The 13,367-nt window shown below is 69.8% G+C and carries 10 protein-coding genes; all 10 read left to right on the forward strand.

Translation table 11 applies throughout. The annotated features are described in order from the left end of the window. Positions 1 to 73 precede the first annotated feature (73 nt). The 10 genes from eccCa (at position 74) to PGN37_RS16485 (ending at position 13,344) form a co-directional block, all read left to right on the forward strand. A complete protein-coding gene (gene eccCa / locus PGN37_RS16440; protein ID WP_335332114.1) occupies positions 74 to 3,574 on the forward strand; it encodes a type VII secretion protein EccCa in 3,501 nt (1,166 codons plus the stop codon). Further along, positions 3,556 to 4,608 carry a type VII secretion-associated protein gene (locus PGN37_RS16445; RefSeq protein ID WP_335332067.1) on the forward strand — a complete coding sequence of 351 codons (1,053 nt, stop codon included), beginning with the start codon at positions 3,556 to 3,558 and terminating at the stop codon, positions 4,606 to 4,608. Before eccCa ends, PGN37_RS16445 begins: the two co-directional genes overlap by 19 nt. 71 nt (positions 4,609 to 4,679) lie before the next feature. Beyond that, on the forward strand, positions 4,680 to 5,012 hold the full coding sequence (locus tag PGN37_RS16450; RefSeq protein ID WP_335332068.1) for a WXG100 family type VII secretion target: 333 nt from the start codon (positions 4,680 to 4,682) through the stop codon (positions 5,010 to 5,012). Between the two features lie 10 nt (positions 5,013 to 5,022). Beyond that, the gene (locus tag PGN37_RS16455) at positions 5,023 to 5,319 is read left to right on the forward strand and encodes a WXG100 family type VII secretion target (protein WP_335332069.1); all 297 of its coding nucleotides are present in this window, start codon (positions 5,023 to 5,025) and stop codon (positions 5,317 to 5,319) included. 95 nt (positions 5,320 to 5,414) lie between these two features. Beyond that, positions 5,415 to 6,743: a helix-turn-helix domain-containing protein gene (locus PGN37_RS16460; RefSeq protein WP_335332115.1), complete on the forward strand. Its 1,329-nt coding sequence runs from the start codon at positions 5,415 to 5,417 to the stop codon at positions 6,741 to 6,743. A 90-nt stretch (positions 6,744 to 6,833) separates the two neighbouring features. Next, complete coding sequence (gene adh / locus PGN37_RS16465; protein WP_335332070.1) at positions 6,834 to 8,357, forward strand: aldehyde dehydrogenase; 1,524 nt, start codon at positions 6,834 to 6,836, stop codon at positions 8,355 to 8,357. A gap of 130 nt (positions 8,358 to 8,487) precedes the next feature. Continuing rightward, complete coding sequence (gene eat, locus PGN37_RS16470; protein ID WP_335332071.1) at positions 8,488 to 9,912, forward strand: ethanolamine permease; 1,425 nt, start codon at positions 8,488 to 8,490, stop codon at positions 9,910 to 9,912. Further along, positions 9,909 to 11,315 (forward strand): ethanolamine ammonia-lyase subunit EutB, encoded by a 1,407-nt coding sequence (locus PGN37_RS16475; RefSeq protein WP_335332072.1) that lies wholly within the window; start codon positions 9,909 to 9,911, stop codon positions 11,313 to 11,315. Before eat ends, PGN37_RS16475 begins: the two co-directional genes overlap by 4 nt. Next, positions 11,312 to 12,079, forward strand: a complete 768-nt coding sequence (gene eutC / locus PGN37_RS16480; protein ID WP_335332073.1) for an ethanolamine ammonia-lyase subunit EutC — start codon at positions 11,312 to 11,314, stop codon at positions 12,077 to 12,079. The genes PGN37_RS16475 and eutC overlap by 4 nt, the downstream gene beginning before the upstream one ends. 11 nt (positions 12,080 to 12,090) lie before the next feature. Next, a complete protein-coding gene (locus PGN37_RS16485; RefSeq protein WP_335332074.1) occupies positions 12,091 to 13,344 on the forward strand; it encodes a haloacid dehalogenase-like hydrolase in 1,254 nt (417 codons plus the stop codon). The last annotated feature ends 23 nt before the right edge of the window (positions 13,345 to 13,367 follow it).

A 13,367-nucleotide genomic window follows, 5' to 3' on the forward strand; every position in this document is an offset into this window, starting at 1 on the left:
CAGAGGGGTGAGCGCACCGAAATTCTCCGGCGTCCGAGGGAACCGCAGCGCGTGCTGGTGCGTCTGCTTCTACATGGAATCCCTGCGCCGACCGGGCGGCCGGATCGCGCTCGAGGCGCCACCGCCGCTGCCCGAGGCGACACCGGTCAACCCGGTGGCGCGGTTGATGCCGGTCGCGATGATCGTCGCCATGGTGGGCATGAGCGCGCTGTACCTGCGGTCGGGCGCATCGACGTCGCGCAGCCCGATGTTCCTGGTGCTACCCGCCATGATGCTGGTCTCGCTGATCGGCATGCTGGTCCACGGCGGTCGCGGCGGCGCCCGCACCGCGGAGATCAACGCCCAGCGCGCAGATTATCTGCGCTATCTCGACACCGTCGATGCCGCCGTGCACAGCGGTGCCGCCACCCAGCACAGGTGGATGTACCGCCACCATCCCGACCCGGATGCGCTCTGGCCGCTCGTCGGCACCCGACAGATGTGGCAGCGCGGCGACACGCATCCCGAATTCCTCTGCGTCAGGATCGGGATCGGTGACGTGGCGCCGATGACAGAGATCGTGCTGCCAGAGCTCGCCCCGGACGACGACGCCGACCCCGTCACTGCCACAGCGGTGCGGCGACTGGCCGCTGCCGCGTCGTCCGCGCCGGAGTCGCCCGTCCTGGTGTCGTTGCTCCACGCGAGATCGATCACGGTCACCGGCGAACCCGGCACCTGCCGAGCGGTGGTGCGGGCGCTTGTGTGCCAGATGGCGGTCGCTCATCCGCCCGCCCTGCTGGGAATCACGACCGCCCCGAGGGACGGGGGCGAATGGGATTGGCTGGCATGGCTTCCGCACACGCGTGCGGATGACACGCCACGGCACCGGGTGATCGTCGCCGACGGGCCTGCGCCGCCGCTCGACGACGGCGTGACCGTCGTGCAGATCTGCGCCGCACGGTCACCGGTGGGGCTGGTTGTCGACGGCGTGGAGGTGGCTGCCCGCTACGACGTGCTGTCCCGTCCGGAGGCGCTCGCGTGCGCGCGTCGGGTGGCCCGCTGGACGCCGCAGAGCGCGTCGTCTCGTCGTGACGGCTGGCCGGCCTTGATGGGCATCGAGGATCCGGGCGCCTTCGACCCGGTCGCCCGGTGGTCGCAGCGCGCCGGCACGCCCCTGCGCGTGCCGATCGGGGTGGGTGAGGACGGAGCGGTGGTCGAGCTCGACATCAAGGAGGCCGCAGCCGGCGGCATGGGTCCGCACGGGCTCTGTGTGGGTGCGACGGGGTCCGGCAAGTCGGAGTTCCTGCGCACCTTGGTGCTCGGCATGATCACCGCGCATCCGCCCGACGAGTTGAACCTCATCCTCGTCGACTTCAAGGGTGGGGCCACCTTTCTCGGTCTGGACAGCGTCACCCACGTCTCGGCGGTGATCACGAACCTGGCCGACGAGGCGCCGCTGGTGGCCAGAATGCGCGACGCGCTCTCCGGCGAGATCACCCGCAGGCAGGAGCTGTTGCGAGCGGCGGGCAACCTCGCCGACATCGCGGCGTACCGCCGTGCGCGCGCCCGTGATTCCCAGATGGTCGCGTTGCCATCCCTGTTCGTCGTCATCGACGAGTTCTCCGAGCTGCTCAGCCAGCATCCCGATTTCGCCGACCTGTTCGTCGCGGTCGGCCGGCTCGGCCGCTCACTGGGCATCCATCTCTTGTTGGCCAGCCAACGCCTCGACGAGGGGCGGCTGCGGGGCCTGGAAGCCCACCTGTCCTACCGCGTCTGCCTGAAGACGTTCTCGGCGGCCGACTCTCGTGCTGTTCTCGGGACACCCGACGCCTACCACCTCCCCGCCCGTCCCGGCGCTGCGTTCCTCAAAGCCGCGACCGGGCAGGTCACCCGATTCCAGACCGCGTTCGTCTCCGGCCGCCTGCCGGTCACCCTCCCGGCCGCCGAGAACGCACGCGTCGTCGCACCGTTCACACCGGGCCGGCGGACTCCCGCCGAACAACGAACACACTCGAGACCACTGCTCGCCACGATGGTGGCCAGGCTCGAAGGACACGGCCCCCAGGCGCATCGCGTGTGGTTGCCGCCGCTGCGGCGTTCGCCGATCCTCGAGGACCTGCTGGATCGGATCGAGCCGAGCCCACTGCGTGTGCCGATCGGCCTGGTCGACCGCCCGTTCGAGCAGCGGTACGAGCCGCTGGTCGTCGACATGAGCGGGGCGGCGGGCAATGCCGCGATCGTCGGCGCACCACAATCGGGGAAGTCGACGGCGCTGCGGACGCTGGTGGCCGCGCTCGCCGCGCGCCACGACGCCGCCGCGGTGCAGTTCTACTGCCTGGACTTCGGCGGTGGTGGCCTGGCTGCGGTGCGGGACCTCCCGCATGTCGGGTGCGTGGCCGGCCGGCACGAGGCCGACCTGTGCCGTCGTACCGTGGCGCACCTCGAGGCCGTTCTGCGGCGGCGGGAGGAGGGTTGCCGCGACGACGACGATCCGGACGTGTTCCTCGTCGTCGACGGATGGTCCACCGTGCGAGGTGAATTCGAGTCTCTCGAGCCCGCGATCACCACACTCGCGACACGCGGTCTCTCCTACGGGGTGCATGTGGTGCTGGCAGCGTCCCGATGGGCCGATCTGCGCCCGGCACTGAAAGACCAGATCGGCACACGCATCGAACTGAGGCTCGGGGAGCCCGCCGAGTCGGAGATGGATCGGCGGCGCGCTCGTGAACTGAGCGCCGCACCGGCCGGGCGCGGCCTGACCCACGACGGTCACCAGATGGCGATCGCCCTGCCGGGAGCCGCGCATGTCTGCCTCCATACCGGGGGACGGCGCGCGCCACGAGTCGAATTGCTGCCGACCACAGTGCATCTCGATTCGATCGGTGCCGGGCCGAGGCAGCGCGGTCACGTGCTCGTCGGTCTGGGGGAGCGCGACCTCGGCGCCGTCAGTCTGAACGTCGCCGAGAATCCGCACCTGCTGATCCTCGGTGACGGCGAATCCGGCAAATCGGCTCTGCTGCGCACGCTGTGCATCGATCTGATCCGGACGCACTCACCGGAGGACGTCTCGTTGGAGATCGTCGACTATCGGCGCACCCTGCTCGGCGTCGTCGAAACCGGCCATCTCGCAGGCTATTCGGCATCTCCCGTGGCGCTGGAGGCGCGGCTGAGCGCCCTGACCGCCCGGCTGACCGCTCGCATGCCCGACGAACACGTCACCCAGCGGCAACTGCGTGCACGGTCGTGGTGGACCGGGCCCGAGATCTACGTCGTCGTCGACGATTACGACCTGGTGGCCGGCCCCACCGGCAACCCGCTCACCCCGCTGGCCGATTTCTTGCCCCACGCCAAGGATCTCGGGCTGCACATCGTCGTCGCTCGTCGATCCGGTGGAGCGGCGCGGGCGATGTTCGACCCGGTGCTGACGCGCCTGCGTGAGATGGGCTGCAGCGGCTTCCTGATGAGCGCCTCGCCTGAGGAGGGGATGCTGCTGGGCAGCACCCGTCCTGCGCCGCTGCCGCCCGGCCGTGGCGTGCTGTCGGTGCGCGGCCGCGCCGACGAACTGGTCCAGGTGGGATGGCACGACCCGCCATGACACCGGTGGTCGTCGAGGTCGGCCCGGCGACGGTGCGGGGCCCCGATGGTCCGCCGGCGGGGTGGGCCGAAGCGGCTCTCGCCGCCGTGGGTGATCGGCTCACGGTCGTGGAGGGTCGCGTCGTCGAGGTGACTGACGTTCTGCGCGAGGTGCTTTCAGCGACGACCGGAGGGCGAGTGCGCTCCCTGGCACTGGTGGTGCCCAGCTGGTGGCCGGCCCGCTGGACGGCGGTCGTGACCGACGCCGCGGGCGCCGTCACCGACGACGTTCGGGTGTTCGGTCGCGGGCCCCTGCTGAGCGCCTCGCTGTCCTCGACCGTCGTCGAGGTCGCCGCCGACGTCCTCGCGATCGCCGAACCCGGCCGGCCACTGCGAGTCGTCGGCCGTGATGAGCTGACGTCACCGCACCCCGAGCTGGTCGACATACCTGCCGGTGTCGCCGTCCCGACGTGGGTCACCGGTCGGCGCATCGGGCGGGAGGACGTGGAGGCCGCGGTCGCGGCGACGCTGACGACGCGGCCTCGGTTCCACCGACCCGCACTCGTCCTGGGCGCGGCCGTCATGGTCGCGTCGATCGTCCCCTGGGTGCTGCGCGACCCGGCGCCCCCGCAGTGGAGGGTGCTCACCGAAGGCCGGGCCGCCATCGAGGTGCCCGCCGACTGGGCGGCGGAACGCATCACGTCGGGGCCGGGATCGGCCCGTGTTCGAGTGTCCGCACCCGGTGGCCTCCCGGCGCTGCACCTCACACAGTCCCTCGGACCTGCCGACCTCGAGGGCATCGCCGAATCCCTGCGCCGTGCAATCGCATCCGCGCCCGCAGGGGTGTTCGTGGACTTCCGACCCGACGGTGCGGTCGGCGACCGCGCCGCGGTGACCTACCGCGAACTGCGCGACGGCAGCCAGACCCGGTGGGCGGTGGTCGGCGACGGGAACGTCCGTATCGCGGTGGGCTGTCAAAGCGAGCCCGGCGACACCGATGCGATCGCGGCGGCGTGCGCCCGGGCGGTGCGCAGCGCCCACGCGGTCGCAGGATGAGTCGACGGAACCGATCCGGCCTCTGGTGCGTCCAAACATGTACAACCACAATCGAAATGGAAGGATCTTCGATGCCGATCCCGTCAGGCACCACCGGTGGAGCACTCGCCACCGACTTCGACCTCATGGCCGCGGTGGCGGGCAGGACCGATGCCCGCAACGAGGAGATCCGCGCCATGCTGGCCACGTTCATCGGCCAGATGAGCAGTGTGCCCGCCTCGGTGTGGGGCGGGGCCGCGGCCGCCCGGTTCCGTGACGTGGTCGACCGCTGGAATGCGGAGTCCCTGCGGCTGCACGCTGCGCTGCAGCGCATCGCCGAGACCATCCGCGACAACGAGCGGACCTTGCGACACGTCACCGACAGCCATGCCGACGCCATCGGCTCGGCCTCGGCGCAGTTGTAGGAGGACCGACATGGACCCGATGCTGTCCTACGATTTCGCCGCCATCGAGCACACGATCCGCCAGCAGATCCACGCGACCTCGTCCCGCTTCAATGCCGCGTTGGACGATCTGCGCACTCAGATCGCACCGCTGCAACAGGTCTGGACCCGCGACGCCGCCGAGGCGTACCGGGTCGAGCAGGCGCGGTGGGAGCAATCCGCGGCCGCGCTCAACGACATCCTGTTCCGACTGGGTAATGCGGTGCGCGACGGCGCCGACGACGTCGCGGCGACCGACCGCAGCGCCGCCCACGCTTGGGGTGCCTGACGCACCCCACGTCAACGCTGTGCGACCCCCGGGAGGAGGGGAGCCGACCGGGGGTCGCACAGTGCCGCCTTGGGATAGGGTGGGAAACCGGTGTGATGGCGGACACAAAGGATCGCCCCGTGGCAACAGCGAAAACGACTAACGGGCGGGTTGGCTCCCGGCCGCCGTCGGCGACGCTGCGCACCGTCCACGAGAAGTTCATCGCTGGCGAGGTCGATGCCAGCGACCTGAACTCGGCCGTCCGGCCGGTCGTCGCGCAGAGCTGGGAACGCAGCCGCGCCGTCGGCGTCGACCCCGATTTCCACGGCGCCCGGGCCGCCGAAGCCGTCGCCGCGATCGCCAGGCTGCGCGACACCCACCCGCTGGCACCGGCGCTGCCGGTCATCCGTCGCCTGCTGGTCAACGACGCTGTCGACTCTGGCGTGGTGGTCGCCGTCAGCGCCGCCGACGGCACATTGCTGTGGGTCGAGGGCGACCCGAACGCCTGCCGCCGCGCCGAAGCGATGAACTTCGTGCCCGGCGCCGACTGGAGCGAACAAGGCGCCGGCACCAACGCCCCCGGGACAGCGCTCGCCCTGGACCGGGAACTCCAGATCCACGGCTCGGAGCATTTCTCCCGCATCGTCCAGCCGTGGAGTTGTACTGCCGCGCCCGTGCACGATCCGACCACCGGGGCACTACTGGGCGCGATCGACCTGACCGGTGACGCGCAGGTGGCGTCGTCGCAGACCCTGGCGCTGGTGCGCGCCACCGCGGTGGCCGTGGAGAACCACCTCGCGCTGCTGCGGGTCGCCGGGATCGGCCCCGAACCGGCAGCGCGCAAACCGCATCTCGTGGTCCTCGGCGGCGACCGGCCCCGCTGGGTGACCTCCGATGCGTACGGGCACCTGCAGGCCACCTATCTGACAGGCCGGCACGCCGACATCCTCGTGCTGCTGAGCCGGCACCCCGAAGGGCTGTCCGCGGACCACCTCGCCGTCCTGCTCGACGACAAGGATCTCGACGTCGTCACCGTGCGTGCGGAGATGTCGCGGCTGCGCAAGGTGATCGGCGCGGAGAACCTCGGCTCGCGGCCGTACCGGCTCCTCGCTCCGATCACCAGCGACATCGGCGAGGTGTTCGACGCGCTGGACGCCGGTGACGTCGAGGCCGCGCTGAACCGCTACTCCGGACCGCTGCTGCGCCAGTCGGTGTCCCCGGCGGTGGCACGCCTGCGGACCGCTCTGTCGACCACGTTGCGCGAGGCCGTGCTCGCGGAGAGTCGGCGCGGCCGAGCCGATCTGTTGCGGCGTTGGCTCGATCTGCCCGAGGGCCGCGACGATCGCGAGGGCTGGCAGGCGCTGCGGGACTGCTCCGGGCTGAACGCGGTCGCGCGGGCCCAGGCGCGTGGCCATCTCGCCGGTATTGACTACGAACTCGGCTGACTCCGACTCGGTTGCAGATCGATGCAACCGTGCTGCAACGGTGGCGCGCGTAGGTTCAGTGACGCACACCACACGAGCAGGAGTACCACCATGACTGTGTATGCCCGACCGGGGACCGACGGCTCGCTGATGTCGTTCAAGCCTCGCTACGAGAACTTCATCGGCGGCCAATGGGTGCCGCCGAAGGCAGGTCGCTACTTCGAGAACCCGACGCCCGTCACCGGCCAGGCGTTCACCGAGATCCCGCGCTCCGACGAGTCCGATGTCGAGGCCGCCCTCGACGCCGCCCACGCCGCCGCACCCGCCTGGGGCAAGACCTCGGCCGCTGAGCGGGCGGTGATCCTCAACAAGATCGCCGACCGCATCGAGGAGAACCTCGAGTCCATCGCGCTGGCCGAGTCGTGGGACAACGGCAAGCCGATTCGCGAGACGCTCAACGCCGACATCCCGCTGGCTGTCGATCACTTCCGATATTTCGCCGGATGTATTCGCGCACAAGAAGGTTCGCTGTCGGAGGTGGACGCCGACACCGTCGCCTACCACTTCCACGAGCCGCTCGGCGTCGTCGGCCAGATCATCCCGTGGAACTTCCCGATCCTGATGGCCACCTGGAAGCTCGCGCCCGCACTGGCCGCAGGCAACGCCGTCGTGCTCAAGCCCGCCGAGCAGACCCCCGCGTCGATCCTCTACCTGTTCGAGGTCATCGGCGATCTGCTGCCCGCCGGTGTGGTCAACATCGTCAACGGGTTCGGTGTCGAGGCCGGCAAGCCGCTGGCGTCGAGCAACCGCATCTCCAAGATCGCGTTCACCGGCGAGACCACCACGGGCCGGCTGATCATGCAGTACGCGTCGCAGAACCTGATCCCCGTCACGCTCGAGCTCGGCGGCAAGAGCCCCAACATCTTCTTCAACGATGTGATGGCCGAGGCGGACAACTATCAGGACAAGGCGCTCGAGGGCTTCACAATGTTCGCCCTCAACCAGGGCGAGGTGTGCACCTGCCCGTCACGCTCGCTGATCCAGGCCGACATCTACGACGAGTTCCTGGCTCTGGCCGCGATCCGTACCAAGGCCGTTCGCCAGGGCGATCCGCTGGACACCGAGACGATGATCGGCGCGCAGGCGTCCAACGATCAGCTCGAGAAGATCCTGTCCTACATCGAGATCGGCAAGAGCGAAGGCGCCCAGCTGGTCACCGGTGGTGAGCGTGCGGAACTCGGTGGCGATCTCAACGGCGGCTACTACGTCGCGCCGACGATCTTCACCGGCCACAACAAGATGCGGCTGTTCCAGGAGGAGATCTTCGGGCCCGTCGTCGCGGTCACCTCGTTCAGCGATTACGACGAGGCGATCAGCATCGCCAACGACACGCTGTACGGCCTGGGTGCCGGCGTGTGGAGCCGTGACGGCAACACCGCCTACCGCGCGGGCCGCGACATCAAGGCCGGCCGCGTGTGGACCAACTGCTACCACCAGTACCCGGCGCACGCCGCGTTCGGCGGGTACAAGCAGTCCGGCATCGGCCGCGAGAACCACAAGATGATGCTCGACCACTATCAGCAGACCAAGAACCTGCTGGTCAGCTACAGCGACACGGCGCTCGGCTTCTTCTGATCGAGCCGCCCCTGCCGCCAGAAGACCCCGGCGCGGAGCGATCCGTGCCGGGGTTTTTCCGGCCATCTTTTATGGTCGGATAACCGACCTTTAAAGCTCCCGAAACATCCGACAGATAGAGATGGACATCATGGCCTCAAGCCCGCGGCAGAGCGTCGCAGAACATCGACAGTCCGAGGAGTACCTGGCGCGGCGCCAACTGAAGCAGGGGAGTGCCGGCTGGTTGCTGCTCGCGGGCCTCGGCGTCAGCTACGTCGTCTCCGGTGACTACTCCGGCTGGAACTTCGGACTCGGCCACGGCGGCTTCGGCGGGCTGGCGATCGCCGCGGTCATCATCGCCGCGATGTATCTGGCCCTGGTCCTGGGCATGGCCGAACTGTCGTCGGCGCTGCCCGCGGCGGGCGGGGGTTACACCTTCGCGCGGCGCGCACTCGGACCATGGGGCGGTTTCGCCACCGGCACCGCCATCCTCATCGAGTACTCGATCGCCCCGGCCGCCATCGCCACGTTCATCGGCGCCTACGTGGAGTCGTTGGGGCTCTTCGGCATTCAGAACGGCTGGTGGGTGTACCTGGTCGCCTATGCGGTCTTCATCGGTATCCATCTCTCCGGCGTCGGCGAGGCGCTCAAGGTGATGTTCGTGATCACCGCCGTGGCTCTGGTCGGACTGGTGGTGTTCGTGATCGCCGCCGCAGGGAGCTTCGACGCGGCGAACCTCACCGATATCGCGCCCACCGACGCCGCGGGCGCGTCGTCGCTGCTGCCGTACGGCTACCTCGGCATCTGGGCCGCGATCCCCTTCGCGATCTGGTTCTTCCTGGCCATCGAGGGCGTACCGCTGGCCGCGGAGGAGACAGCGAACCCGGAGCGCAACGTCCCGCGCGGCATCATCGCGGCGATGGGCGTGCTGCTGGTGACCTGCGTCGGGGTGCTCGTGCTGGCCACCGGCGCCGGCGGCGCGGCCGCGATGTCGGAGTCCGGCAACCCGCTGGTCGAGGCGCTCGGCAGCACCACGGCGGCCACCGTCGTCAACTACATCGGGCTGGCCGGGTTGATCGCCAGCTTTTTCTCGATCATCTACGCCTACTCCCGGCAGCTGTTCGCGCTGTCGCGGGCCGGTTATCTGCCGACGGTGCTGTCGGTGACGAACTCGCGCAAGGCGCCGACGTTGGCGCTGATCGTGCCCGGCGTGATCGGTTTCGCGCTGTCGTTGACGGGCAAGGGTGATCTGCTGCTCAACATGGCCGTGTTCGGGGCTGCGGTGAGCTACGTGCTGATGATGGTCAGCCACATCGTGCTGCGGCGGCGCGAACCGAGAATGCCGCGTCCCTATCGCACGCCTGGCGGCGTGGCCACCACCGGATTCGCGTTGGTCATCGCCTCGCTGGCTGTGATCGCGACGTTCCTCGTCGACACCATCGCTGCGCTGTGCTGCCTCGCGGTGTTCGCCGCATTCCTGCTGTACTTCGCATTCGGCAGCCGGCACCGGCTGGTGGCCAACTCACCCGACGAGGAGTTCGCGATGCTCGCACAGGCCGAGGGCGGACTGACGTGAAATTCTCGCAGCAGATTTCGGGAACGACCTACAGCTTCGACGGCCTGGTCGACCTGATGGCCAAGGCAACCCCGCTGCGGTCGGGTGATCAATTGGCGGGGTGCGCCGCCGAGAGCGACGCCGAGCGCGCCGCAGCGGCCTGGGCGTTGGCCGACCTTTCGCTGAACACCTTCCTCACCGAGCTCGTCGTGCCTTACGAGAGCGACGAGGTCACCCGGCTGATCATCGACAGCCATGACCGACAAGCGTTTTCGCCGATCGCCCACCTCACGGTGGGTGGGTTGCGGGATTGGCTGCTCGACGCGGCGGCCCGCGACGACGGCGCGGCAAGGATCGCGTCGATCGCGCCCGGGTTGACCCCCGAGATGGTCGCGGCGGTCAGCAAGATCATGCGCAACCAGGATCTGATCGCCGTGGCCGCGGCCACCGAGGTCCGTGCCGCGTTCCGCACCACCGTCGGCGTCCCCGGCACGCTGGCCACCCGGCTGCAGCCCAACCACCCGACCGACGATCCGCGCGGTATCGCGGCTGCCGTCCTCGATGGGCTCCTGCTGGGCTGTGGGGACGCCGTCATCGGCATCAACCCGGCGACCGATTCGCCGCACGCCACCGCCGATCTGCTGCACCTGCTGGACTCGATCCGGGCGCGCTACGACATCCCCGTGCAGTCGTGCGTGCTCTCCCACGTCACCACGACGATCGGGCTCATCGAGCAGGGCGTGCCCGTCGACCTGGTGTTCCAGTCCATCGCGGGCACCGAGGGCGCCAACACCGCGTTCGGCGTCGACCTCGCGGTGCTGCGCGAAGGCAACGAGGCGGCCCGCTCACTCGGGCGTGGCACCGTCGGCACCAACGTCATGTACCTGGAGACCGGACAGGGGTCGGCGCTGAGTTCGGGCACCCACCTGGGCACCGGTGGCCGGCCCGTCGACCAGCAGACGCTGGAGGTGCGGGCCTACGCGGTGGCGCGGGACCTGCAGCCGCTGCTGGTCAACACCGTGGTGGGGTTCATCGGTCCGGAGTACCTCTACGACGGCAAGCAGATCGTGCGGGCGGGCCTGGAGGATCACTTCTGCGGCAAGCTGCTCGGCCTGCCGATGGGTGTCGACGTCTGCTACACCAACCACGCCGAGGCCGACCAGAACGACATGGACACCCTTCTCACGCTGCTCGCCGCGGCCGGGGTGTCGTTCGTCATCACCGTGCCCGGCGCTGACGACGTGATGCTCGGCTACCAGAGCCTCTCGTTCCACGACGTGCTGGTGACCCGCCGCACCATGGGGCTGCGGCCAGCACCCGAGTTCGAGGCGTGGCTGCGCACGGTCGGCATGATGGACGACGCCGGCCGGGTGCTCCCACTGGACGTGACGCGTTCGCCGCTGCGCGCGCTGGCAGCATCATGACCTCCGATCAGGTTGCCGCCCAAGCTTTCTGGAACGAGCTGCGGGCCACGACGCAGGCGCGGATCGGGTTGGGGCGCGCGGGCAATGCGCTGCCCAGTCGCGATGTCCTCGAACTCGCGGCAGCGCACGCCGCGGCTCGCGATGCAGTGCACCATCCGCTCGACGTCGACACGGTCGTCGCCCAGGTGCGCGACGTCGGCATCGGCGAGCCCGTGGTGGTGTCCAGCCGCGCCACGTCCCGCGCGGAGTACCTGCGCCGGCCCGACCTCGGCCGCCTGCCCGCCGACGTCGCGCAGATACCCAGGACGGGTGCCGACATCGGTGTCGTCCTCGCCGACGGCCTGTCCCCGACAGCGCTGGGAATGCACGGGCCGAAGTTGCTCGCCGCGCTGGTCGCACAGCTCGCGCCGCAGCACACGCTGGCGCCACCGGTCATCGCCACGCAGGCCCGGGTCGCGCTCGGCGATCACATCGCGGTCGCCGCCGGGGTCCGTACGGTGCTGGTCATCATCGGGGAGCGGCCCGGCCTCAGCGTGGTGGACAGCCTCGGCATCTACCTGACGCACCTGCCGCGAGTCGGTCGCAGCGACGCCGACCGCAACTGCATCTCCAACATCCACCCGCCCGGCGGGTTGGGGTACGCCGAGGCTGCGCGCATCGCCGCGAGCCTCGTCGACGGTGCGGTGGCCCTGGGCCGCTCCGGCGTCGACCTGAAGGACACCTCCCGGGCCCTCGGCACGCCCGACATCACCGCATTGACCTGATCGGAGACAACATGTTTCACCACATCGGCCGGATCGCCCTGTCCGCCGCCGCCACCCTGACATTGGCAGTCACAGGATCTGTCGCTGCGATCCCGCAGGCATCTGCGGCGCCGGCTTGCCGGACGCTGGCTGCCGACCCCGGTTGGTACGGCGACAATCGCGCGCGCATCGACGCGATGATGGCTGAGCTGGGCACGTGCGGCGGATCGGGCGACGTGGCGACCGGGGCCCCGCTGGCGCTGTTCGACTGGGACAACACCGTCGTCAAGAACGACATCGGAGACGCCACGTTCTTCTGGATGGTGCGCAACGGCAAGCTGCGTGCCCCCGCGGACTGGACCACCACCAGCTCGTACCTCACCCCGGCCGCCGTCGCGGCGTTGTCGCGGGCGTGCGCGGCCGGGGTCCCCGGTCAGCCGCTGCCCACCGACACCGACGTGGCCTGTGCGGACGAGCTGGTGTCGATCTACGGCGACGCCGAGACCACCGCCAAGGAGCCCGCGTTCGCCGGCTTCGACGCGCGCCGGATGGAACCCGCGTACGCGTGGGCCGCGCAGCTGCTCGCGGGGTGGCCGGAGCCGGAGCTCGTCGGGTTCGCCGAGCAGGCACGGCAGGAGAACCTGGCGGCACCCGAAGGCACTGAGCAGAAGGTCGGCAGCACCGAGCAGACCGGCTGGGTGCGCTACTACCCGCAGATGCGCGATCTCATCGGGGCGTTGCAGGCCAACGGTTTCGACGTGCGCATCATCTCCGCCTCGGCCGAACCCGTCGTGCGGGTGTGGGCGGCCGGTCTCGGCATCCCGGCCGACAAGGTGATGGGTGTGCGCACCGAGCGTGACGGCGACGTCGTCACCTCCCGGTTGGTGCCGTGCGGCGGATCGGTGTCCATCCCCTACATCGACGGCAAGCGCTGCCGCGTCAACGAGGAGGTCTTCGGCATCTCAGGCCCGGCCGCCTACGACGTCGCCGCCCCGCCGCGCCGGGCCGCGTTCGGGGCTGGGGACTCCGACACCGACGTCAGCTTCCTCTCTGACGCGACCGCTCTGCGCCTGGCGATCAACCGCAACAAGACCGAGCTCATGTGCCGGGCCTACGACGACGCCGACGGCCGCTGGATCGTCAACCCGATGTTCATCGAGCCCGAGGGTCAGGCCGAGCCCTACGCCTGCGCCACCGAGGGTTACGTCGAACCCGGCGGCGGGGACGGGCCCCTGCATCGGGCGGACGGCAGTCTGGTCCCCGATCAACCGGATAGCGTGTTTTGACCTGCGGGGACACCCCCCGGTAG

The sequence above is a fragment of the Mycobacterium kyogaense genome, assembly GCF_036946525.1.
GTDB classification, from domain to species: Bacteria; Actinomycetota; Actinomycetes; order Mycobacteriales; family Mycobacteriaceae; genus Mycobacterium; species Mycobacterium kyogaense_A.

Bases quoted from the DNA above. Each gene is read 5' to 3' on its own strand.
- eccCa (WP_335332114.1), top strand. From the start codon at position 74: ATGGAATCCCTGCGCCGACCGGGCGGCCGGATCGCGCTCGAGGCGCCA.
- PGN37_RS16445 (WP_335332067.1), top strand. From the start codon at position 3,556: ATGGCACGACCCGCCATGACACCGGTGGTCGTCGAGGTCGGCCCGGCG.
- PGN37_RS16450 (WP_335332068.1), top strand. From the start codon at position 4,680: ATGCCGATCCCGTCAGGCACCACCGGTGGAGCACTCGCCACCGACTTC.
- PGN37_RS16455 (WP_335332069.1), top strand. From the start codon at position 5,023: ATGGACCCGATGCTGTCCTACGATTTCGCCGCCATCGAGCACACGATC.
- PGN37_RS16460 (WP_335332115.1), top strand. From the start codon at position 5,415: ATGGCGGACACAAAGGATCGCCCCGTGGCAACAGCGAAAACGACTAAC.
- adh (WP_335332070.1), top strand. From the start codon at position 6,834: ATGACTGTGTATGCCCGACCGGGGACCGACGGCTCGCTGATGTCGTTC.
- eat (WP_335332071.1), top strand. From the start codon at position 8,488: ATGGCCTCAAGCCCGCGGCAGAGCGTCGCAGAACATCGACAGTCCGAG.
- eutC (WP_335332073.1), top strand. From the start codon at position 11,312: ATGACCTCCGATCAGGTTGCCGCCCAAGCTTTCTGGAACGAGCTGCGG.
- PGN37_RS16485 (WP_335332074.1), top strand. From the start codon at position 12,091: ATGTTTCACCACATCGGCCGGATCGCCCTGTCCGCCGCCGCCACCCTG.